This window comes from Microbacterium sp. BWR-S6Y (assembly GCF_041379845.1).
GTDB lineage: Bacteria > Actinomycetota > Actinomycetes > Actinomycetales > Microbacteriaceae > Microbacterium > Microbacterium hydrothermale.
The window spans coordinates 88,712-109,419 of sequence record NZ_JBFECV010000001.1; the positions used below are offsets into that span (position 1 = coordinate 88,712).

Consider the following 20,708-nt stretch of genomic DNA (forward strand, 5'->3'; position numbering starts at 1 on the left):
CCGCAGCGGGACGGAGGGGATCTTCGCACAGCGGCCCGTCCGCGCCGCGGGGCTGCGACCACGGATACGGTGGAGCGCATGACCGGACTGCACTGGGGCATCCTCGCAACGGGCGGCATCGCGCACGCCTTCACCTCCGACCTGCGCACGGCGGGACTCGACGTCACCGCCGTCGGCTCGCGCAGCCTCGACAGCGCTCGCGCTTTCGCGGCGCAGTACGACATCCCGCACGCGCACGGGTCGTACGAGGAGCTCGTCGCCGATCCCGACGTCGACATCGTCTACATCGCCACCCCGCATCCCTCGCACGTCGACAACGCCCTGCTCACCCTCGAGCACGGCAAGCACGTCCTCGTCGAGAAGCCGTTCACCCTCAACGCCCCCGAGGCCGCCGCGATCCGCGACAAGGCCGCCGAGAAGGGCCTGCTCGCGATGGAGGCGATGTGGACGCGCTACCTGCCCCACATGGTCCGCATCCGCGAGATCCTCGCCGCGGGCACCCTGGGCGAGATCCGCCTCGTCTCGGCCGACCACACGCAGAAGATCTCGACCGACCCCACCCACCGACTGAACGATCTCGCCCTCGGCGGCGGGGCCCTCCTCGACCTCGGGATCTACCCGATCTCGTTCGCGGTCGACGTGCTCGGACTGCCCGAGCGCATCTCGGCCCTCGCGCGCCTCTCGGACGCCGACAGCGATGCCGAGGTGGCGACGATGTTCGTCCACGCCGGGGGCGCGATGTCGACCACCGTGTCGTCGTCGCGTGCGGCCGGCGCCACCTCGGCGCAGATCGTCGGCACCGAGGCCCGCATCGAGGTCGACCGGGTCTGGTACTCCCCCACCTCGTTCCGGGTCATCACGCCCGACGAGAAGGTCGCCGAGGAGTACACGAGCAAGGTCGAGGGACGCGGGATGCAGTTCCAGGCGCTCGCGGCCGAACGTCTCGTCGCCGACGGAGCCATCTCGAGCGACGTCCTCCCGATCGACGAGACCGTGGCGATCATGGGCGTGCTCGACGAGGTGCGCCGCCAGATCGGGGTCGTCTACCCCGGCGAGCGCTGACGCCCGCCGCGTCGGTTTCCGCCTGAGCCCCGTCCCTCCGCCCGCGCGGTCGGGGCGGGGCGGCGCGGGGTTTGCGCGGGCAGGGCGGCGCCGCTGGGCCGGCGCGGGCGCGGCGGCGCGGGGTCGGCGCGGGCGGGGCTGCGCGGGCGAGCCGACCGCCGCGGCATCGGCACGGGCGCGGCCCGGCGGCATCCGGGATCTGCTTCGCGCGCCCGTAACGAGCGGTCGACGCGCGCCGTGGCTACTCGCAGGCCTCGCCACGGGTCAGACTGGAGTCATGCCCGACACCCAGAGCGCCCGCGTCGCCGTCTATCTCGACTTCGACAACATCGTGATGTCGTGGTACGACCGGGTGCACGGGCGCAACGCCTACTCGCGCGATCGGCAGAAGATCGCCGAGAACCCGATGGACCCCGAGATCGCCGAGCGCCTCACCAAGGCCACGATCGACGTCGGCGCCGTGATCGACTACGCCGCGTCGTTCGGCACCCTCGTGCTCACGCGCGCCTACGCCGACTGGTCGGCGCCCGTCAACGCCGAGTACCGCTCGCAACTGGTGGCGCGCGCGGTCGACCTCGTGCAGCTCTTCCCCGCCGCGGCGTACGCGAAGAACGGCGCCGACATCCGTCTCGCGGTGGATGCCGTCGAGGACATGTTCCGCCTGCCCGACCTGACGCACGTCGTCATCGTCGCGGGAGACAGCGACTACGTCCCCCTCGCGCAGCGCTGCAAGCGGCTGGGGCGCTACGTCGTCGGCGTGGGCGTGGCCGGCTCGACGGCGAAGTCGCTCGCCGCCGCGTGCGACCGCTTCGATGCGTACGATTCCCTGCCGGGCATCCCGAAGCTCTCCGAGACGAAGAAGGACAAGGATGCCGCGCCCTCTCGTCCGCGGGCCCGCAAGCGCTCGAAGGACCCGGCGGTCGACCTGCTCGAGCGCGCGATGCAGCTCGAGGCGGAGCGCGCCGACGGCGAGTGGTTGCACGCGTCGGCGGTCAAGGACCTCATGAAGCGCCTCGACCCCTCGTTCAGCGAGAAGGCCCTCGGGTTCCGCAGCTTCTCGGACTTCCTCAAGGCCCAGACCGATCACGTCGAGGTCGACGAGGAGTCGAACGTCGTGCAGGTCCGCGCCGTCGCGCGGGGCTGAGCCGGGGCGCCGGGCTGCGCGGAGCGCGGCGGGGCGTCGGGCTGCGCGAGGCGCGGCGGGGCATTGGGTCGCGCGGCTGCGCGAGGCGCGGCGGGGCGTTAGGTCGCGCGGATGCGCGGAGCGCGGCGGGGCGTTAGGTCGCGCGGCCGCGCGGAGCGCGGCGGGGCGCGGCGGGGCGTTGCGTCGCGCGGCTGCGCGAGGCGTGGCGGGGCGTCGGGTCCAAGCGCCGCGGGACGGCGCGGCGGGTCAGCGCCGCTCGGCGCCGGGCGCGACGTGGGCGAGGACGCGCTGCCAGACCGACGTGAGCGTGACGTGCCCGTTCACCGAGCCGATCTCGTCGTCGGGGACGATCTGCAGCTCGGCCGCGCGCATGCGGTCGACGTACCAGCGGGCGTCGTCGTGCCCCGCGGGGCCCTGGCCGCCCACGATGACGAGCGCTTCGGCGTCGAGGTGGTCGAGCAGCGGAGTGCGCAGGTCGCGGCTCAGGGGGTCGACGGGGCTCTCGACGCCGACGATCGCGAGACGGTCGACGACCGGCCCCATCGCCGCGGCCAGGTAGATCGCAATCGGACCGGCCGATCGTTCGCCCACCAGGCCCACCGTCGCGCCGGGCGCCTCGCGCTCCAGCAGCTCACGCAGTGCGTCGACCGTGAGACCGGCCGGTGTCTGCCCGCCGAAGACGGGCGGGTCCTCGAGTTCGGGGGCGTCGAGCCCCACAGCGACCACGCGCACGTCGAACCCCGACGTCACGCGCGCGTCGGGATCGGTCGTCGCGACGTCTCCCGTGCGCAGGACGAACACCGCACGCGGGGCACCGGGGGTGCCGAAGCTGCGGTAGCCGAGCTCGCCGTCGAGCCAGGGGGCCAGACTCATCGTGTCATCCTTCCGTTGCTGCGGCGCCGCCCGGGAGCATCGCGCGCAGGGTGTCGATCGTGTCGGCCTCGGCCGCGGGTTTGTCGGGACGGTACGTCTTCACGCGGGCGAAGCGCAGCGCCACGCCGCCGGGATAGCGCACCGAGCGCTGCACGCCGTCGATCGCGATCTCGACGACCGTGTCGGCGGACACACGGATGCCACCGGGGATCTCGCCGCTCTCGCGCTCCGCGAAATGCGCCGTCTGCCACTGCAGCAGCTCGTCGGTGAGCCCCTTGAACGTCTTGCCGACCATGACGAAACCACCGGGCTCGCCGAACCGCCCCTCGGGATCACGGGCGCCCAGGTGCAGGTTGGAGTACCACCCCGACCGTCGCCCCGACCCGCGCTCGACGCCCAGCACCACGAGGTCGAACGTGTGCACCGGCTTCACCTTGAGCCAGCTCTTGCCGCGCCGCCCCGCGGTGTAGGGAGCGTCGAGCCCCTTCACCATGACCCCCTCGTGGCCCGCCGCGAGAGCGGCGCGGGCGAAGGCGTCGGCGGCCTCGACGTCGTCGGTGACCACCGCGGGGATGCGCCATGCGGAAGCGATGCGATCCAACTGCGTCAGCCGGTCGGCGAGGGGCTCGTCGACGAGATCGCGCCCGTCGAGGTGCAGGATGTCGAAGAACCACGGTCGCAGGGCGATCGCGCGCGCGGCCTCCGCGCCGAAGCGCGCCATCGTGTCTTGGAAGGGCCGTGGCGCTCCGTCGTCATCGAGCGAGAGGGTCTCGCCGTCCAGGATCACGGAGGAGACCGGGAGCGAGCGGACCACCTCGACGATCTCGGGGACGCGGTGCGTGACGTCGGCGAGCGTGCGGGTGTAGACGTGCACCTCGTCGCCCCGGCGGTGCACCTGCACGCGCGCGCCGTCGAGCTTGTACTCCACCGACGCGCGCCCCGTGACGGCCACGGCATCGGCGACAGAGGTCGCAGGGGAGGCGAGCATCGGCTGCACCCCGCGGCCGACGACGAGACCCACGGCGTCGAGGTCGGCGGGCGAGCCCGTGAGGGCGACGAGTGCCGTCTCTCCCAGGTCGCCCGACAGCATGGCCGCGCGACGCACCGCTGCCCCCTCGCGACCGGATGCCGCGGCGATGGCGTCGACGAGCACGCCCTCGAGCGCCCCGGTGCGCAGCTCCCCCGTCATGACGCGGACGAGGAGGTTCCACTCCCCCGGGGTGGCTCGACCGGCGAGGTCGTCGAGCAGCGCGGTGCGCTGCGCCGCCGAGCCGCTGCCGCCGAGAGCGGCGAGCCGCTCGAACGCCCCGTCGACGTCGGACACGCTCAGCGACGCGGTCTCGGCGTGGGAGCCGCCCCGACTCGACAGCGTCTTCCACCCGACCCCGAGCCGGCCCTGTCGCGGGGAGGCCGTGAGCATTCCCACCGCGGGCACGATCTCGCCCGGTTCGAGTCCGCGCAGCAGGGTCGAGAGGGCGTCGACCTTCGCGAGGCGCGACCGGGTCGCGGTGACCGCCGCGAGGGTCGTCTCGATGTCACCGAAGAGCATGTCGGCATCCTGGCATCCCCCTCCGACATCGCTCCGACGCTTGCGTCGGCGTCGGTCGCGTGGCATCCCCACCCGATGCGAACCCGCGCGGGCGACGGAGAACGCAGACCACACGGCGGCCCCGCCCGCAACCCCCGATCCGATGTCGGAGGTCTGGGGTGTGCTGGGGAGCCTCCCCCAGGAATGAGGTCCTCGTGAACGCTCCCGCCACCCTCGAGCAGTCCGCTCGCACCGCCCGCGAGGTCTTCGGGTGGGACGACCTCCTCCCGGGCCAGGCCGAGGCCATCGACGCCGTCGTGAGCGGACGCGACACCCTCGTCGTCTTCCCCACCGGGGCGGGTAAGTCGGCGGTGTACCAGATCGCCGGGTGCGAGCTAGGTGGGGTGACCGTCGTCGTCTCCCCTCTCCTCGCGCTGCAGCGCGACCAGATCGACTCGATCGACCGCGCTCCCGACGCTCCCGCCGCCGTCGCCCTCAACTCCCGCACGAGCGCCCGCGCGAAGCGCGATGCGTGGGCGGCCATCGAGGGCGGCGACGCGGTCTACGCCTTCCTCGCCCCGGAGCAGATGGCCAACAGCGAGGTCTTCGACCGGCTGGCGCGCGCCGACGTGCGCCTCGTCGTGGTCGACGAGGCCCACTGCGTCTCGGCGTGGGGGCACGACTTCCGTCCCGACTACGCGCGCATCGGCGACGCGGTCGAGGCGCTCGGGCGCCCGCCCGTGCTGGCCCTCACCGCCACGGCATCCGCTCCCGTCCGCGACGACATCGTCTCGAGCCTGGGCATGCGCGATCCGCACCTCGAGGTGCGCGGCATGGACCGCCCCGAGATCCACATGTCCGTGCGCCGGCACGAGCACGACGACGACAAGCGCCGCGCGGTGATCGCCGACGTGCAGGATGCCGGCGGCCCGGCGCTGCTGTACGTGGCGACCCGCAAAGAGACCGACGCCTACGCCGACGAGCTCGCCGCCCTCGGCCTGCACGCGGCGGCGTATCACGGTGCCATGGCGCAGAAGAGGCGCGACGAGGTGCACGGGGCGTGGAGCGCGGGAGAGCTCGACGTCGTGGTGGCGACGTCGGCGTTCGGCATGGGCGTCGACAAGAGCGACGTGCGGCTCGTCGTCCACGCCGACGTGACCGAGTCGCTCGACTCGTACGCGCAGGAGATCGGCCGCGCCGCGCGCGACGGTCGACCCGCGCGGGCGATCCTGCACTATCGCGCCGAGGACTTCTCGCTGCGGTCCTTCTTCGCCGGCGGGCACAGCAAGCGGGCCGACGTCGCCGGGGTGTGGGACGAACTGCGGCGGTCGAAGACGCCGCTGCGCGCGAAGGACATCGCCGCAGCCTCGGGCCGCTCCACCCGCGCGATCGGACGCGTGCTCAACCAGCTCGTCGCCTGCGAGCTCGCCGAGTCGGGCCCCGACGGGGTGTCGGCGCGCACGAAGGCGTCAGCCGGAGACGCCGTGGCCGCCGTTCGCGACCGCGACGAGGCCGAGGAGCGCATCCGCGCCTCGCGCATCGAGATCATGCGGGGCTACGCCGAGACCACACACTGCCGCCGCCGCGCGTTGCTCGAGTACTTCGGGGTCGACACTCCCGCGCAGTGCGGCTCGTGCGACCGCTGCGACGCGGGGGCTGTCGCTCCTGCGCCGATCGAGACGGAGGCCCCGGATGCCGCTGCGGCCGACGCCGACGGCATCCGGATCGATTCCACCGTGCACCACGGCGAGTTCGGTACCGGCACGGTGATGGGGGTCGAGGAGGATCGCCTCACGGTGTTCTTCCCCGAGCACGGATACAAGGTCCTGGCCCGCGCCGCCTTCGAGACCGGGGTACTGGGGCTGGACGAAGCGGCTTGAGGCGCGGCCCCGGGGTGGGGCGCTGCGGGGTGGGGCGGAGCGGCTCTGTCGCGGGCGCTCGGGTGAGGGGCGCTCTGGCGCGAGGTGCTGCGGGGCTGTGTTCGCGCGACGGCGTAAGGCAGTACGGGTCGCGGCGACGACGGCCGACCTCGTCCCGAATATGGCGGTGCTCGTCCCACTTATCGCCGGTTCACGCCCCCGCCACCGGCCATGAGTGGGACAAGGTCTCGGCCCCGGCGCACAGAGACGGGTGACAGCGCGCGCACCGCCCTGAGCGTCAGCGCTCGCGTGTCGCCCACCACGCCCACGCGACGAGCGGCGGATGGAGGAACAGCCGCAGGAAGCGCGAGCGATCGGTGTTCAGACCGGGTGCCGAACGCCCGGTGCGCCACTGGTGCACGTTCCCCGGGAACACCGCGACGAAGAACGCCGCGATCGCTGTCCCGACGCGCCGACGCTCGGCCGGGAGCCCGATGAGCGCGACCCCCAGCACCACCTCGACGGCACCGGATGCCACGACGATCGCGTCCTTGTCGGTGTGCAGCAGTCGCGTGGCCCATCCCGGCACGACGATGCGGTATCCGCGCCGCCCCCAGGTGAGGTGACCGACGCCCGCCGCCACCAGCAGCAGGGCCAGGACCCCGCGGGAGATCGAGCGGAGCGTGAGTCCTCGACGTCGTGGCATCCGGTCAGTCTGCCACCGCCGCCTCGGCGCGGGGTCATTCACGGCGCACACGAGCGGTTCCCGCGAAACGAACATCTCCTCGGGCGGGGCCGGAGGGCACGACTTCCGCGCGTCCTCGGCGGCGCGGCATCCGGGTCTTCTAGGCTCCCGGCATGACGCCGCCCGCTGAGGAGAGCATCACCATCCGGCCCGCGCGACCCGAGGATGCCGAGGGGATCGCGTTCGTGCACGCCACGTCGTGGCGCGAGACGTATGGTCGCTTCGTCGAGGATCCGGACGCGAGCCCGTGGTTCGCCGTCGAGCCGCGGATCGGGATGTGGCGCTCGAACCTCGCCGAAGACGTCTTCTCGACGATGGTCGCCGTCGCCGGGGATCGCATCGTCGGGTTCGCCGCCGTGCAGCAGACGACGGATGCCGACGCCGTGCGGCCGGAGGAGCTGACGATGCTGTACGTCCTGGCGGCCGCGCACGGCTCCGGCGCGGGGCAGGGCCTGCTCGACGCGGTGCTGGGCGAACGCCCGGCCTCACTGTGGGTGGCGGCCGACAATCCCCGCGCCCGTGCGTTCTACCGTCGCAACGGGTTCATCCCCGACGGGGCGCAGTCGTCGTTCGGGCCGATGGAGGAGACCGTCCGCCTGGTGCGCTGACCCGGGAGCTCCACCCGACGCTGCCGACCTCACCGATCGCGCGGGTGATTCAGCTCAGATCGCGCAGGTCGGACAGGGTGGTCGTCGCGAAGGAGATCCGGTCGAACACCGCCGTCGCCCCGTCGCCGAGGGGCGCCTGAGCGAGGAACCCGACCGCGAGAGGGGCGGGGCTGTGCAGGCGGAAAACGCGGACGAAGTGCCAGGCGAGGCCGTCGCGGGAGAAGTGGAAGGCGAAGGCCTCTCCGACGCGCGCGACCCGCAGGAAGACCGCGTCGGCGTCGAGCAGCGGACCGTTCGCGTCGTCGGAGAACTCGTTCGTCACGACGCTGACGACCATCGCCTCGCCCTGGGGCGAGTACTCGTTGCACAGCTTGGCCCAGTGCGCGCTGTCGCTCCACACCGCGAGGGCTCCGGCGTCGAACGTCCCTCGCTTTCCGCGCACCCGGACGCGGGCCGACAGCACGAAGTCGCCCGCGGGGGCGTCGAACGCGAGGGCTGTCGCCTCGTGCTGAGCCGGTCCCCCGGTCGCATCGTTCGTCCAGTCGACGCCCGCGCGCGCCCGCAGGGTCAGCTCGCCCGAGGGGGTGTCGTACTCCGCCTGCCCGTGGCTCCCGGTCCACGCGAGGGGCGGCAGTCCGGCGATCGAGATGCTCATGCCACGACCCTAGGGGCGCCGCTCCCCTCTCCCGGCCGTCGGCGCCGCTCGCCGGACGAAGTCCACGTACGCCTCGACCGTGTCGTGCGGCACGATCGCGCGGAGCACGACCTCGTCGGCGGCGGCGGTGTACGCGTCGACGGCCGCCGCGAGGTCGACGCCGTCGCGGATCGTCGTGTCGATGGCATCCACCCCCATCCGTTCGAAGTTCGCGGCGTAATTCGGGAAGGCGGCGTAGCGGGCCGTCTCGGCCTCGAGGCGTTCGCGGGCCTCCGCGTCGATCGCGGTGCGCACGTAGACGGCGACGCGGGTGCGCGGCGCGATCGCGTGCAGCGCGGCCGCCTGCTCGCGGGTCTCGCGAGCAGGGACCCAGTTGAGCAGCACCCCGTCGGCGCGCTCGGCGGCGAGTCGACGCATTCTGGGCCCGAGCGCCCCGACGAGCACGCGCGGCAGCCCGGCGTCGTGCAGGACTTCGGTGGCTTCGCGCACGCGGGCGAGGGCGCCCTGCCGGGCGATGCCCGAGCCGATGCCGATCGTCACACGCTCGAGAGGGAGACCCAGGGATGCCGCGTGCTCGGCGATCTCGCCCGCGGGACGCCGGTCGACGGGCACGACGCCGGTGGCGAGATGGAGCCGTTCGGTGACGCGCGCGGCCGCGGCGAGCGGCGCGAGGGCGTCGCCGTCGGGGTGTCGTTGACCCAGAGCGTGTGGAATCCGGCCTCTTCGACAGCGGGCGCGAGGGCGGCGATCGCGTCGGGCCCGAGCGATCCGGCGACCCCCAGAGAGACGACCCCGGTCACGACACGCCTCCGGCAGCCGGGATCTCGAGGGAGACCTGCCCGACCGCGGAGAAGAACGCCCCGAGATCCGCATCGTCGGTGGGCAGCAGCACGACGTCGTCGACCCCGGCCGCCTGGAACCGGGCGACACCCTCGGCCACATCGCTCACCGACCCGGCCAGCACGCGATCGTGCGCATCGGGACGATCGCGCAGTGCGGCCGTGGCCCTCTCCCCCGCTCCGGGACCGAAAGCCGTCAGCACGTAGGCCACGACATCGGCTCGGCCCTCGCGGCCCGCGGCACGACGCGCGGCCTGCACGGTCTCGACGGCGGCGGCGATCTCGGCCACCGTGTGACGGCTGTCGAGCACCACGCCGTCGGCCACCTCTCCCGCGAGAGCGAGCGTCTTCGGACCCTCGGCGGCGGCGTAGACCAGGGGCGCCGAAGCGGGCGGCCAGTCGAGGGTGACGTCGCGCAGGCGCACGTACCTCCCTTCGGCGCTCACGGTCTCGCCTGCGAGGAGCGCGCGGAGGGCGGGGAGCTGCTCCCGCATGAGGGTGAGGGGCGAGGCCGCCTTGGCTCCGACCTGCCGCATCCAGTCCTGCACGCCGTGACCGAACCCCGGCAGCAGACGGCCGGGGAACATCCGCTCGATGGTGGCGACCTCCATGGCGGAGGCGGCGACGTTGCGCAGCGAGAGCGGCGCGATGCCGACGCCGATCCGCAGGTGATCGGTCACGGCGAGCGCCGCGGCGGCAGCCGCCCACGCCGACGACCGGAAGCAGTCCTCCCACAGCCAGAGCTCCTCGACACCGGCGTCCTCCGCCGCGCGCGCGGCATCGCGCAGCTCTTCGGGCGGGTGCGGGTACGGGCTGAAGATCGTGCCGATACGACTCATGGGTCTACTCTGCCCCGAACCTCCGACATCGCGGCAGGGCTGGCGGCATCCGGCCCGCCCGTTCCTCCGTCCTGCGGAGTCGAGCGACGACCCGCCGCCGCAGCACCCGCCACTCCGGTTCTCCCGGCGGCGACCAGCCGTCGAGCTCACGCGCGCCGCGCCGACACAACGCAGGACATCCACGTCCGCACGCCACCCGCATCCCGCGACGTCGGACGGCGGACCCCGCAACTCCTGCGTTGTGTCGCAGCACCGCGCCACCGCATGCCGAACGCCCCCGGCGCCGAAGCACCGGGGGCGTCGATCACGGAACCCAGTCAGGCCGCGAGCGCCGACACGACGGGCATGACCACGAAGCCCGAGGCGCTGGCATCCACCGTCACCGTCCCGCCGTCGCTCAGCTCGCCGGAGACGAAGAGGTCGGCAATGCGGTCGTCGATCTCGCGCTGGATGACGCGCCGCAGGGGGCGCGCGCCGTACTCGGGCTCGTATCCGACCTCGGCGAGACGGTCGACGGCGGCATCCGTCACCTCGAGGGTGACCTCGCGCGCGGACAGACGACGCGAGGTGGCGCCCAGCAGCAGACGGACGATCTCGCGCAGCTGCGCCTTCTCGAGCTTGCGGAAGAGCACGATGTCGTCGATGCGGTTGAGGAACTCCGGCCGCATGGCCTCGCGCAGCTTGCCCATCACGCGGTCGCGCAGGTCGTCGTCGGCGAACTCGCGCCCCGTGGTGGTGAAGCCGATGGCTCCGGAGCGGGATGCCAGCACCTCGGCGCCCAGGTTCGAGGTCATGACGATCACGGTGTTGCGGAAGTCGACCGTGCGTCCCTGGCCGTCGGTGAGGCGCCCGTCGTCGAGAACCTGCAGCAGCAGGGTGAACACGTCGGGGTGCGCCTTCTCGATCTCGTCGAACAGCACGACCGCGTAGGGGTTGCGACGCACGCGCTCGGTGAGCTGTCCGGCCTCGTCGTAGCCGACGTATCCCGGAGGGGCACCGATCAGGCGCGACACGGTGTGCCGCTCGCCGAACTCGCTCATGTCGAAGCGGATGACGGCCCCGTCGTCGTCGAAGAGCGAACCGGCCAGGGCTTTCGCCAGCTCGGTCTTGCCGACCCCGGTCGGGCCGAGGAACAGGAACGATCCGACGGGCCGGTTCTCGTCGCCCATGCCGGTACGGTTGCGGCGCACGGCCTTGGCGACGGCGGCGACCGCGTCGTCCTGCCCGATCACGCGGGCGTGCAGCTCGGTCTCGAGCTCGGCGAGGCGACCGCGCTCGGTCGCGGTGAGCCGGGCGACGGGGATTCCGGTGGCCCGGCTGATCACCGCGGCGATCTCGGGTTCGTCCACCACCGCGGCACCGCGCGGGGCGGCCGTGGCGTCATCGAGCCGGCTCTGCACCGCGGCGATCTCGTCGCGCAGGCGCGAGGCCTCCTCGTAGTGCTCGGCCGAGACGGCGGCGTTCTTGTCGGCCTCGAGGGTCGCGAGACGCTCGAGCAGCGCCGACGTGTCGACCGTGACGCCCAGACGCAGACGCAGGCGTGCTCCGGCCTGGTCGATGAGGTCGATCGCCTTGTCGGGCAGCACGCGGTCGGAGAGGTAGCGGTCGCTCAGCTCCACCGCGGCGCGCAGGGCGTCATCGGTGTAGGTGACGGCGTGGTGCTGCTCGTACGCCGGACGCAGGCCGCGCAGGATCTCCACGGCATCCGTGATCGAGGGCTCGCCCACGCGCACGGGCTGCAGGCGCCGCTCGAGGGCGGGATCCTTCTCGATCGTGCGGTACTCGCGCAGGGTCGTCGCACCGATGAGGTGCACGTCGCCGCGGGCGAGTCGGGGCTTGAGGATGTTGCCGGCGTTCATCGATCCGTCGCCGCTCCCGCCCGCGCCGACGAGGGTGTGCACCTCGTCGATGAAGACGACTAGCTTCTCGGATGCCGAGATCTCGTCCATCGTCTGGGTGAGGCGCTCTTCGAAGTCGCCGCGGTAGCGGGCGCCGGCGAGCATCGCGGCGAGGTCGATGGCGACCACGCGGGTGCCGCGGAGCTGCTCGGGGACCTCGTCGGCGACGATGGCGCGCGCGAGTCCCTCGACGACCGCGGTCTTGCCGACACCGGCCTCGCCGATGAGCACGGGGTTGTTCTTCGTGCGACGGCTGAGGATCTCGATGGTCTGCTCGATCTCGTCGGCGCGGCCGATCACCGGGTCGAGTTCTCCGGCCGCGGCGCGCGCGGTGAGGTCGGTGCCGAAGCGGTCGAGGTTCGGGGTGGCGGATGCCGCCTCGCTCGGGGCCTCCGGCTGCTCGCCGCCCACGACCGTCTCGCGCACGCCCTGCGTGAGGGCCTCGGCGGTCACGCCCGCCTGCGCGAGGATCTGCCCGGCGGGGGCGTCCTGCGCGAGCACCAGGGCGAAGAACAGGTGGTCGGGGTCGACATAGGTGGATCCGGCCGCGCGGGCGACCTGGAACGCGTGGAAGAGGGCCCGCTGCACGGATCCGGCAACCACGGCGCCGTCGACGTGCGCCGGGGCACCCGCGGCGGGGAGGCGGCTCTCGGCCGCCCGCGCGATCGCGGCGGGGTCGGCCCCGAGGCGCGCGACGGCGTCCTTCGCGGGCGAGCGGCCCACGAGCACGTGCAGCACGTGAAGGGCGTCGAGTTCGCGCTGACCGCGGCCGAGCGCGAAGCGACCGGCCTCTTGCAGGGCGTCCTGCGTGCGGGCGCTGAGGAAGCGGCTCAGATCGATCGACCGCTCGGCACGCGCCTGCTCGCCCGCGAGGTAGCGCGCGAGGAACTCGTCGAACGACTGGGCGCCGTCTTCCCCGGCGCCGGGGGTGAAGTTGTCGGGCAATTCCGTCTCCTGTGATACGTGAGTGCGGTGGACTCAAGTCTGCAACTTGAGCACCGTCGTATCAAGTTCAACGCCTCACCCCCGCGGCTATTCCCGCGGCGACGTGATCGCCGGGTCGACCTCGCGCCAGAGCTCGACCGTCTGCACAATCCAGAACACCGCGAACAGCACCAGGGCGAGCGACTCCCCCACCAGCACCACCGGGAAACCGCGTCGGTCCACCCCCGCGAGGACTCCCCCGACCAGTGCCAGGAGCGTCACGGCGATCCCCGCGGCCACGGCGGCGTAGACCGCCCGGAATCGCCCGTGCGCGGCGGCGCGCGACTGCGGCCGCCACGCCGCGAGGCCGGCGACCACCGCGATGAGCACGAAGAAGGCGACGGCCGCCACCTCGTGCGCCCCCGCGAGGAAGAGCTCGGGCGCCAGCGCCCCGACGACGATCCCGGCGACCACGATCGCCGCGATCACCGCGGCCGTCAGCACGACTCCCCGGCTCAGCGTGCCCTGCACCCGCGCGAGGATCAGCGCCACGACCACCCCCAGGAGGACCACGGATGCCACCGCCGCGGCGTTGTTCGCCACGGTCGCGCGCAGAGCGACGGGCACGCATCGCGTGGCCGTGCCGCACGAGACCGATGTCGGCACGTAGGCGATCACGAGCGCGAGCACGGCGGCGACGTCGAGCAGCCCCTGCTCCACGCTGCGACCCGAGAGGGCGAGGAGCGCGAGGGCGATCGCGGTCAGCGTCCCCACGAAGACCGGCCCCGCGGGCGTGTAGTACGACGCGCTCACCGAGGGGAGGGCGCCGCCGGTGACTACCTCGATCCCCACGCCCACCGCGAGGAACACCGTCGCCCCGATGATCGCGAGACGCACGTAGCGATACGTGCGCTGGGTCGAGGTCGTGCGGATGCGCATACCCGCATCCTGGCAGGGGCCTCCGACACCCGGGCACCGACCGCTCGGTGTCGGTGGCCTCTGCCAGACTTCCCGCATGCGCGAATTCCTCGCCGGGGCAGGCCTGCTGCTCCGCGGCCTCGGTCAGTGGCGACGCACCCCGGGGGCCATGGCGCTCGGCCTCATCCCCGGGACGCTCGTGGGTCTCGTGTTCGGTGCCGCGCTGGTGACGTGGGGCATCGCCCTCCCCGGCCTCGTCGACGACTGGACGCCGTTCGCCGACGGGTGGGTCCCGTTCTGGGCGGGGGCGCTGCGCACCGCGATCGGCGTCGCGTCGTTCGGTGCGGCCCTCCTGCTGGCCGTCGTGTCGTTCACGGCCGTGACCCTCGCCGTCGGCGAGCCCTTCTACGACCGCATCTGGCGCGCGACCGAGTACAGCGCGACCGGTGAGGTCCCCGACGCCGACTACGGCTTCTGGCGCGCGGTGGGCGACAGCGCCCTGCTCGTTCTGCGCGGCATCCCGGCGGCTCTTCTCGCGTGGCTCCTGGGTCTCATCCCCTTCGTCGGCGGGGTCGTGGGCTTCATCGCCGGCGTGCTGCTGACCGGCTGGCTGCTGGCCGACGAGCTCACCTCCCGGGCGCTCTCCGCTCGAGGCCTCGACCGTCGCGCCCGCCGCGCGATCATCCGCGCGCACCGCGCCCGCGCGCTCGGCTTCGGCGTCGCCACGCAGCTCTGCTTCCTCGTGCCGCTCGGGGCGGTGGCGGTCATGCCCGCCGCCGTCGCGGGCAGCACGCTGTGGGTGCACGCCGCCCTCGGCCGCGCGGTGCCCCCCTCACCGGAAGCGGATGCCGCCGCCCCCGCGACGCAACCCGCCCGTCGCGCGGCCGGTTCCGGTGACGCGGCACGATAGCCTGGACCGACCGAAGGGATCCCCATGTTCATCGTCTCGCTCATCCTGTTCGTCGGCGGCATGCTGCTGACCGGACTGTCGTTCTCGCTCGCGGCCCCCGCGCTGTTCTTCGCCCTCGGCATCCTGCTGGTGTCGGCGTCGCTGGCCCTGCCCTTCCACTTCGGCACCCGGTAAGCGCTCCCGGCGCGGGTCGAGCCCCCTCGTCCCCGACGCGGTGCGTGCACGCGCGCTCCGGCGCGAACCGCACCGACCCGCCCGGTACCGTTGCACGGTGCCCTTCTCGTTCGACGCCCTCCGTCGCCGCCCCGATCTCGAGGGCCCCGATCTGGGGGCCGTGGACGCCGCCGACCGGCTGATCCTCGACGAGTCGGATGCCGCGCGCGCCGACCTTCCGCACGGAGCGCTCGTCGTGATCGGCGACACGCACGGAGCGCTCACCCTGGCCTCCGCCGCCACCGGAGCACGCGGCATCCGGGTGCACCAGGACGAGTTGCTCGGCGAGCGGGCCCTCGCCGCCAATGCGGCCGACACGGGGCTCGACGGCACCTTCGCCTCTCTCCCGCTCGACGCGAACCTCGTGAGCGGCGCGCGCGTCGTGCTGCTGCGGCTGCCGCGCTCGCTGCGCGCGCTGGCCGACATCGCCGGACTGATCGCCCTGCACGCCGACCCCGAGGTCGTCGTGGTCGCGGGCGGTCGTCTCAAGCACATGACCCTCGCGATGAACGACGTGCTGCGCGACCGCTTCCACCGGGTCGACGTCTCGCACGCTCGCCAGAAGTCGCGCGTCCTCTTCGCGCGCGGACCCCACGACGGGGCCGCACCGACCCCGGAAGCCGCGGTTGTCGACGGCATCCACGTGCGCGCTTTCGGCGGCGCCTTCGCGGGCGCCTCGATCGACATCGGCACGCGTCTGCTGCTCGCGCACCTCCCGGAGCCCCGCGCCGCGGAGGCGATCGACCTCGCCTGCGGCACCGGCGTGGTCGCCAGCGCTCTGGCCGTGCGGCATCCCTCCCTGCTCGTCCTGGCGTGCGATCAATCGGCCGTCGCTGTCGCCTCGGCGCGCGCCACCGCCGCGGCCAACGGCGTCGGCGACCGCGTGCGCGTGCAGCGCGACGACGTGCTGTCGACGCACGCCGATGACTCCGCGTCGTTCATCGCGCTCAACCCGCCGTTCCACGCCGGAGCGGCCCTCGCCGACGGTCTCGCTCCCCGCATGTTCGCGGACGCGGCCCGCGTGCTGCGACCGGGCGGCGAACTGTGGACGGTGTGGAACTCCGCCCTTCAGTACCGCCCCGCCCTCGAGCGCATCGTGGGTCCCACGCGGCAGATCGCCCGTGACCGCAAGTTCACCGTGACGGTGTCGACCGCGCGGTGACGCCGGCGGCGACGCGCGACGCGCGACGCCGCTCCCGCCCGGGCTCGCCGACCCCGGGCCGTCCGACCTGTGACGTCCGGCCCGCAACGCCCGGCCGGCAATGCCCGGCCCGCGACGTCCGGGCCGCCCCGCCCGGCTCGTGACGACGGGTCACCCCACCGACCCGCGACGCCCGGCCCGGAACGCCCGTCTCGCAACGCCCGACCCGTGACGCCCAACCCATGCCATGGCGCCGCCTCCGCTCGGCGGCGTAGATTCGACCTCGCTCGACGAGGAGGTGAGGACCGTGCGCTCTCGTGCCGTCACGACCCCGCTGATCGTCGCCGCTATCGTGGCCGCGGGCCTCGCCCCCGCCCCGATCGGCGCGAGCGCGGTCGAGGGCGCCTCCGCCCCTGGTGCCGGCCCCACCGCCGCGTTCCGCACGGCGCCCCTGGTCGCGGTCGACACCCCGATCCGCACCGTCACCGGAGCCGATCCCCTCGACGACACCGCCTCGACCCCGATGCTCGCCGACTGCTCCAGCATCACCGCGAACGGCCGCGAGTACGCGCGACTGCACGCCATCTCGCTGTGCGGAGCCGACACGACCCCGGCATCCGAGCCTCTGCGCACCGAGCAGGTCGGCGGGGAGGAATGCGGGTCGATCTCGCTCGTCATGACCAGCCGCGGCGGAGGCGTCGCCGCGGTCGAGTGGCGGGTCGAGTCGGTCACCGGCCCGGTGCTGGGCGTCGAACTGGACGTGTCGTACTCGGGCCGCGCGGGAGGCGTCATGCGGCGTTTCATCGATCACGCGGCGAGTCAGCGCGCCCGCCAGAGCGCGGTCGCGTTCCTCGGCGTCGGCCGGGCCGCGGCGACCGTCTCGGGCACCGTCGAGACCTTCCTCGCGACGTGCCGCATCGCCCCCGCGAGCGTGCGCATCCACGTGCGCTGAAACCCGCGACCGTGAAGGAGGCGTCAGCCCTTTCCGCCGGGAGGGCCCAGGATCAGCAGCACCGCGAAGACCACCGCGACGAGGGCCACGAGGATCAGGCCCAGCATTGCGGGGCGCCGCAGGAAGAACCGCAGCAGGCGGTCGAGCGGGCGCCGGTCGCGCGGATCCGCGGTCTCGTCGAGGCGCCACGCGCCGCGCAGGCGTCCCGTGCGGTGCAGCCAGATCTCGGTCGGCACGGTCGCATAGGGGATGACCGCGCTGACGATCGCGACCACGGCCGGGCCGACACCCCATCGCTGGTTCAGCGCCACGAGCACGGCCGTCGCGCCGTAGGCGAGGAAGACGAAGCCGTGGATGCCGCCGCCGATCGACACCGCCACCGACAGGTCGGCCGTGGCGCGAAGGATGAGGCCGGCGATGAGCAGTGTCCACGAGATCGCCTCGGCGATCGCGAGAGTGCGGAACAGGGTCAAGGGCGTGCGGAACACGTCTCTCCTCGATCGGTCGGGGCTTCCCACCCTACGCAGAGCGCGTGCGCGGTCCCGTTGCTCCGTTCGACGTCGAGACGACCTCGCCGTCGCTCACTCGACCGCTCGCCCTCGGCGGCCGTGGACGTGTCGGGCTCGGGACCGGGCTCGATGGGGCCCTTCTCGCGGTCGGCATCCATTCCTTCACCCCACCAGATGAAGCCCCGGATGCCACGGCCGTGAGGCCGCGACGGGAGAGCCGGGCACGCACCGTCCGACGCGTAGGCTGGACCGGTGGCGGAATCCCGGGGGCGCGTGTGGACCGGTGTCATCCGGGTCGGACCCCATCGCGGTGACCACCGGGTCGCGGTGCGGGCGGTGCTCAGCGTCGGCGTCCCCCTGATCGCTCTTCTGCTGCTGAACCGCCTCGACCTGGCGGTCTACGCCAGCTTCGGCGCGTTCGCCGCCCTCTACGGCCGCACCGACGCTCCGCGGACCCGCGTGCGCATGCAGGCGACGGCGGGGGCGATCCTCGTCGGCTCGATGATCGTGGGCACGGCCCTCTCGGCCCTGTCGACCCCGGCGCCGGTCAGCGTCGCGGTCGTCGCCGTGGTCGCCGCGGTCGTGACGCTCTTCGCCTACCGGGCCCAGTGGCATCCGCCCGGTGCCCTCTTCTCCGTGTTCGCCGCCGGCGCCACCGCCAGCTTCCCGGCGACGGCCTCCACCTTCGCGACCGTCGTCGCGGTCGGCGGGGCCAGCGTGCTGTGGAGCCTCCTCGTCACCGTGGTATTCGTGCTCGCCCGCCGCGGGTCGTGGGCGCGCCCGACCCGACCGCGACCGCCGATCGGTTCAGTCGCGTGGGAGATGACGGCCACCGTCGGCACCGCGGCCCTGCTCGCGGGCGTCGCGGGCGCCCTGCTGGTCGGCACGCACTGGTACTGGGCCATGGTGGGCGCGGTCGCGGCCGTGGGCGGCGCGCACGTGACGGCCCGATTGATCCGCGGCGTCCAACGACTGGTCGGCACCCTGCTCGGGGTGCTGATCGCGGCGGGGCTGCTGGCCCTGCACCTCCCGCCGTGGCTCGTCATCGTGGTCGCGGTGGTGCTGCAGGCCGGAGCGGAGCTGTTCGTCGGACGCAACTACGGCATCGCGATGCTCTTCATCACCCCGCTCGCTCTGCTCATGATCTCGCTCGCCTCGCCCGCCTCCCCCGACCTGCTGCTGCGCGACCGCGTGATCGAGACGGTGATCGGCGTCGCGGTCGGTACGGTGGTCGCGATCGTGTCGGCGGGTCTGCGTCGGCGCGCGGCGCGCGGGTGACCCGGACCTCTCGAAAGGAGCCGCGCATGGCTTCCCCCTCCCTCACCGTCGTCGGCGCGATCAACGTCGACCTCACCGCGCGCGTCGAGCGCGCCCCCGCGGCGGGAGAGACCGTCGCCGACGGCGTGCTGCAGCGCGGCCCGGGCGGCAAGGGCGCGAACCAGGCGGTCGCCGCGGCGCGTCTGGGAGCCGCCGTCCGACTGATCGGCGCGGTGGGCGACGACCTCGACGGGCGCGGCATCCGCGCGCAGCTCGCGGCCGACGGCATCGACGCGTCGGGCGTGCAGACGGTGCGGGCCGCGACCGGGACGGCGTTGATCGTCGTCGACGCGACGGGTGAGAACTCGATCGTGGTGTGCCCGGGGGCCAACGCCGGGATCGACGCATCGCGGCTCGGCATCGAGCCCGACAGCGCGGTCCTGCTCCAGCTCGAGGTCGCGGACGACGTGGTGATCGCCGCCGCGCGGGTGTCGAGCTTCCTCGCCGTCAACGCCGCCCCCGCCCGCCCGCTCCCCCGGTCGGTGATCGACGCGTGCGATCTCGTGATCGTCAACGAGACCGAGTACGCCCAGCTCCCCGAGCTGCACGACGCCCAACTGCTGTGCGTGACCCTCGGCGCCGCGGGCGCGCGCCTGTACCGCTACGGCGAGCTCGTGGCATCCGCCCCCGGCGTCCCCGCGATCGTCGTGAACACCGTCGGCGCCGGAGACGCGTTCTGCGCCGCCCTGGTCTGCGGGATCCTGCGCGGTGACGGCGAAGAAGAGGCCCTCGCACGGGCCTGCGCGGTGGGGGCGGCCGCGGTCGCCGACCCGGCGTCGCAACCCCGCCTCTCGCACCTCGACACCTACGGAGCGGGCGCATGACCCGCCGCCCGATCCTCGTCGACTGCGACACCGGCATCGACGACGCCCTCGCCCTGGCCTACCTGCTGGCCGAGCCGGCCGTCGAGGTCGTGGGGGTCACGACGGTGTCGGGGAACACGGATGCCGCCCGCGCGGCCGCGAACACGCTCTCGCTGTTCGAGCTCGCCGGGGTGCACGACATCCCCGTCGCCGTGGGTGCGCACGACTTCCGCGAGCGCGCGTACGCCGGTGGCGCTCCGCACGTGCACGGTGACGACGGCGTCGGCGGCATCGCCCTGACCGCCGCCGCGCGAGCCCACGACGCTCGCCCTGCGGTCGAGCTCATCGATCACCTGGCGACGCGGCATCCGGATCTCGTCGTTCTCGCCCTCGGTCCGCTGACGAATCTCGCGGCCTACGCCGAGGCTTCGGGTGTCGCCGCCTTCGACCGCCTCGTCGTGATGGGCGGCGCTTTCGCGCACTCGGGGAACGTCACGGCGTGGGCCGAGGCGAACATCCACAACGATCCCGAAGCCGCGGCCCTCGTGTTCGCGCAGGAGTGGGACACCACGCTCGTGCCGCTGGACGTCACGATGACGCAGACGCTCGACGAGGCGGACCTCGTGCGTCTGGCGGCGATCCCCGGCGCCCTTCCGCAGGCGCTCGCCGCGATGCTGCCGCTGTACCTCGACTTCTACGCCGGTCGCGTCTTCCCCGACCGCCGGTGCGCCCTGCACGATCCCCTCGCCGCGATGGTCGCCGCCGGCGTGCTGCGCGGGGTCGGCGTCGCATCGGGGAAGGTCGAGGTGCGGCTCGAGCGCGGCGAACGCGGGCGCACGGTGTCGTCGCGCGGTTCCGAGACGCAGCGCTGGGTGCGCGGCATGGAGGGCTCGGCGGTCGAGCTGCTGCTCGAGCGGCTCGAGGCCCGGGAGTGGCCGGCCTGAACCGACCGCCCCGCGTCATCCGTCCGC

At 73.4% G+C, this 20,708-nt stretch carries 20 protein-coding genes; 11 read left to right on the forward strand and 9 right to left on the reverse strand.

Annotated elements, in window-relative coordinates; all coding sequences use genetic code 11:
• Window positions 1-78: 78 nt before the first annotated feature.
• Window positions 79-1,062: a Gfo/Idh/MocA family protein gene (locus AB1K56_RS00350; protein ID WP_371204066.1), complete on the forward strand. Its 984-nt coding sequence runs from the start codon at window positions 79-81 to the stop codon at window positions 1,060-1,062.
• Between the two features lie 277 nt (window positions 1,063-1,339).
• Window positions 1,340-2,206, forward strand: coding sequence for an NYN domain-containing protein (locus AB1K56_RS00355; protein ID WP_136586533.1), 867 nt, complete (start codon window positions 1,340-1,342; stop codon window positions 2,204-2,206).
• 246 nt (window positions 2,207-2,452) lie between these two features.
• On the opposite strand, the gene AB1K56_RS00360 is transcribed toward AB1K56_RS00355, so the two are convergent.
• Both AB1K56_RS00360 and AB1K56_RS00365 read right to left on the reverse strand, forming a co-directional pair.
• Window positions 2,453-3,079, reverse strand: a complete 627-nt coding sequence (locus tag AB1K56_RS00360; RefSeq protein ID WP_371204067.1) for a hypothetical protein — start codon at window positions 3,077-3,079, stop codon at window positions 2,453-2,455.
• 4 nt (window positions 3,080-3,083) lie between these two features.
• Window positions 3,084-4,628, reverse strand: coding sequence for an ATP-dependent DNA ligase (locus tag AB1K56_RS00365; RefSeq protein ID WP_371204068.1), 1,545 nt, complete (start codon window positions 4,626-4,628; stop codon window positions 3,084-3,086).
• 194 nt (window positions 4,629-4,822) lie between these two features.
• On the opposite strand from AB1K56_RS00365, the gene AB1K56_RS00370 reads away from it, so the two are divergent.
• Window positions 4,823-6,487, forward strand: a complete 1,665-nt coding sequence (locus tag AB1K56_RS00370) for an ATP-dependent DNA helicase RecQ (protein WP_371204069.1) — start codon at window positions 4,823-4,825, stop codon at window positions 6,485-6,487.
• Between the two features lie 277 nt (window positions 6,488-6,764).
• On the opposite strand, the gene AB1K56_RS00375 is transcribed toward AB1K56_RS00370, so the two are convergent.
• Complete coding sequence (locus AB1K56_RS00375) at window positions 6,765-7,172, reverse strand: hypothetical protein (protein WP_371204070.1); 408 nt, start codon at window positions 7,170-7,172, stop codon at window positions 6,765-6,767.
• Between the two features lie 152 nt (window positions 7,173-7,324).
• On the opposite strand from AB1K56_RS00375, the gene AB1K56_RS00380 reads away from it, so the two are divergent.
• The gene (locus tag AB1K56_RS00380; RefSeq protein WP_371204071.1) at window positions 7,325-7,819 is read left to right on the forward strand and encodes an N-acetyltransferase family protein; all 495 of its coding nucleotides are present in this window, start codon (window positions 7,325-7,327) and stop codon (window positions 7,817-7,819) included.
• A 49-nt stretch (window positions 7,820-7,868) separates the two neighbouring features.
• Here the strand turns inward: AB1K56_RS00380 and AB1K56_RS00385 are convergent, their stop codons facing one another.
• The 5 genes from AB1K56_RS00385 to AB1K56_RS00405 form a co-directional block, all read right to left on the reverse strand.
• Window positions 7,869-8,474, reverse strand: coding sequence for a DUF1349 domain-containing protein (locus tag AB1K56_RS00385; protein WP_371204072.1), 606 nt, complete (start codon window positions 8,472-8,474; stop codon window positions 7,869-7,871).
• Window positions 8,475-8,483: 9 nt separating this feature from the next.
• Window positions 8,484-9,086, reverse strand: coding sequence for an LLM class flavin-dependent oxidoreductase (locus AB1K56_RS00390; RefSeq protein ID WP_371204073.1), 603 nt, complete (start codon window positions 9,084-9,086; stop codon window positions 8,484-8,486).
• Window positions 9,087-9,270: 184 nt separating this feature from the next.
• Window positions 9,271-10,152, reverse strand: coding sequence for an LLM class flavin-dependent oxidoreductase (locus AB1K56_RS00395; RefSeq protein WP_371204074.1), 882 nt, complete (start codon window positions 10,150-10,152; stop codon window positions 9,271-9,273).
• A gap of 317 nt (window positions 10,153-10,469) precedes the next feature.
• The gene (locus AB1K56_RS00400) at window positions 10,470-12,995 is read right to left on the reverse strand and encodes an ATP-dependent Clp protease ATP-binding subunit (protein ID WP_371204075.1); all 2,526 of its coding nucleotides are present in this window, start codon (window positions 12,993-12,995) and stop codon (window positions 10,470-10,472) included.
• 87 nt (window positions 12,996-13,082) lie between these two features.
• Window positions 13,083-13,913: a hypothetical protein gene (locus AB1K56_RS00405; RefSeq protein ID WP_371204076.1), complete on the reverse strand. Its 831-nt coding sequence runs from the start codon at window positions 13,911-13,913 to the stop codon at window positions 13,083-13,085.
• A 76-nt stretch (window positions 13,914-13,989) separates the two neighbouring features.
• On the opposite strand from AB1K56_RS00405, the gene AB1K56_RS00410 reads away from it, so the two are divergent.
• The 4 genes from AB1K56_RS00410 to AB1K56_RS00425 all read left to right on the forward strand — a co-directional run bounded on the left by AB1K56_RS00410 (window position 13,990) and on the right by AB1K56_RS00425 (window position 17,108).
• Window positions 13,990-14,802 (forward strand): EI24 domain-containing protein, encoded by an 813-nt coding sequence (locus AB1K56_RS00410; protein ID WP_371204077.1) that lies wholly within the window; start codon window positions 13,990-13,992, stop codon window positions 14,800-14,802.
• 24 nt (window positions 14,803-14,826) lie between these two features.
• Entirely contained in the window at window positions 14,827-14,976 is a 150-nt protein-coding gene (locus AB1K56_RS00415; RefSeq protein ID WP_167494175.1) for a hypothetical protein, read from the forward strand.
• 97 nt (window positions 14,977-15,073) lie between these two features.
• Window positions 15,074-16,177: a class I SAM-dependent methyltransferase gene (locus tag AB1K56_RS00420; RefSeq protein ID WP_371204078.1), complete on the forward strand. Its 1,104-nt coding sequence runs from the start codon at window positions 15,074-15,076 to the stop codon at window positions 16,175-16,177.
• Between the two features lie 286 nt (window positions 16,178-16,463).
• Window positions 16,464-17,108 (forward strand): hypothetical protein, encoded by a 645-nt coding sequence (locus AB1K56_RS00425; RefSeq protein WP_371204079.1) that lies wholly within the window; start codon window positions 16,464-16,466, stop codon window positions 17,106-17,108.
• A gap of 23 nt (window positions 17,109-17,131) precedes the next feature.
• Here AB1K56_RS00425 and AB1K56_RS00430 read toward each other — a convergent pair whose 3' ends face one another.
• A complete protein-coding gene (locus AB1K56_RS00430; RefSeq protein WP_371204080.1) occupies window positions 17,132-17,596 on the reverse strand; it encodes a DUF3817 domain-containing protein in 465 nt (154 codons plus the stop codon).
• Window positions 17,597-17,869: 273 nt separating this feature from the next.
• On the opposite strand from AB1K56_RS00430, the gene AB1K56_RS00435 reads away from it, so the two are divergent.
• From AB1K56_RS00435 to AB1K56_RS00445, 3 genes are read left to right on the forward strand one after another with little or no spacing between them, the layout of a single operon-like run.
• Window positions 17,870-18,895, forward strand: a complete 1,026-nt coding sequence (locus tag AB1K56_RS00435; RefSeq protein ID WP_264631747.1) for an FUSC family protein — start codon at window positions 17,870-17,872, stop codon at window positions 18,893-18,895.
• Between the two features lie 26 nt (window positions 18,896-18,921).
• On the forward strand, window positions 18,922-19,758 hold the full coding sequence (locus tag AB1K56_RS00440; protein WP_371204081.1) for a PfkB family carbohydrate kinase: 837 nt from the start codon (window positions 18,922-18,924) through the stop codon (window positions 19,756-19,758).
• Window positions 19,755-20,681, forward strand: coding sequence for a nucleoside hydrolase (locus AB1K56_RS00445; protein ID WP_371204082.1), 927 nt, complete (start codon window positions 19,755-19,757; stop codon window positions 20,679-20,681). The genes AB1K56_RS00440 and AB1K56_RS00445 overlap by 4 nt, the downstream gene beginning before the upstream one ends.
• Window positions 20,682-20,708: the final 27 nt, after the last annotated feature.

Bases quoted from the DNA above. Each gene is read 5' to 3' on its own strand.
- AB1K56_RS00445 (WP_371204082.1), top strand. From the start codon at position 19,755: ATGACCCGCCGCCCGATCCTCGTCGACTGCGACACCGGCATCGACGAC.
- AB1K56_RS00365 (WP_371204068.1), bottom strand. From the start codon at position 4,628: ATGCTCTTCGGTGACATCGAGACGACCCTCGCGGCGGTCACCGCGACC.
- AB1K56_RS00355 (WP_136586533.1), top strand. From the start codon at position 1,340: ATGCCCGACACCCAGAGCGCCCGCGTCGCCGTCTATCTCGACTTCGAC.
- AB1K56_RS00380 (WP_371204071.1), top strand. From the start codon at position 7,325: ATGACGCCGCCCGCTGAGGAGAGCATCACCATCCGGCCCGCGCGACCC.
- AB1K56_RS00440 (WP_371204081.1), top strand. From the start codon at position 18,922: ATGGCTTCCCCCTCCCTCACCGTCGTCGGCGCGATCAACGTCGACCTC.
- AB1K56_RS00395 (WP_371204074.1), bottom strand. From the start codon at position 10,152: ATGAGTCGTATCGGCACGATCTTCAGCCCGTACCCGCACCCGCCCGAA.
- AB1K56_RS00350 (WP_371204066.1), top strand. From the start codon at position 79: ATGACCGGACTGCACTGGGGCATCCTCGCAACGGGCGGCATCGCGCAC.
- AB1K56_RS00375 (WP_371204070.1), bottom strand. From the start codon at position 7,172: ATGCCACGACGTCGAGGACTCACGCTCCGCTCGATCTCCCGCGGGGTC.
- AB1K56_RS00415 (WP_167494175.1), top strand. From the start codon at position 14,827: ATGTTCATCGTCTCGCTCATCCTGTTCGTCGGCGGCATGCTGCTGACC.
- AB1K56_RS00360 (WP_371204067.1), bottom strand. From the start codon at position 3,079: ATGAGTCTGGCCCCCTGGCTCGACGGCGAGCTCGGCTACCGCAGCTTC.
- AB1K56_RS00410 (WP_371204077.1), top strand. From the start codon at position 13,990: ATGCGCGAATTCCTCGCCGGGGCAGGCCTGCTGCTCCGCGGCCTCGGT.
- AB1K56_RS00405 (WP_371204076.1), bottom strand. From the start codon at position 13,913: ATGCGCATCCGCACGACCTCGACCCAGCGCACGTATCGCTACGTGCGT.
- AB1K56_RS00385 (WP_371204072.1), bottom strand. From the start codon at position 8,474: ATGAGCATCTCGATCGCCGGACTGCCGCCCCTCGCGTGGACCGGGAGC.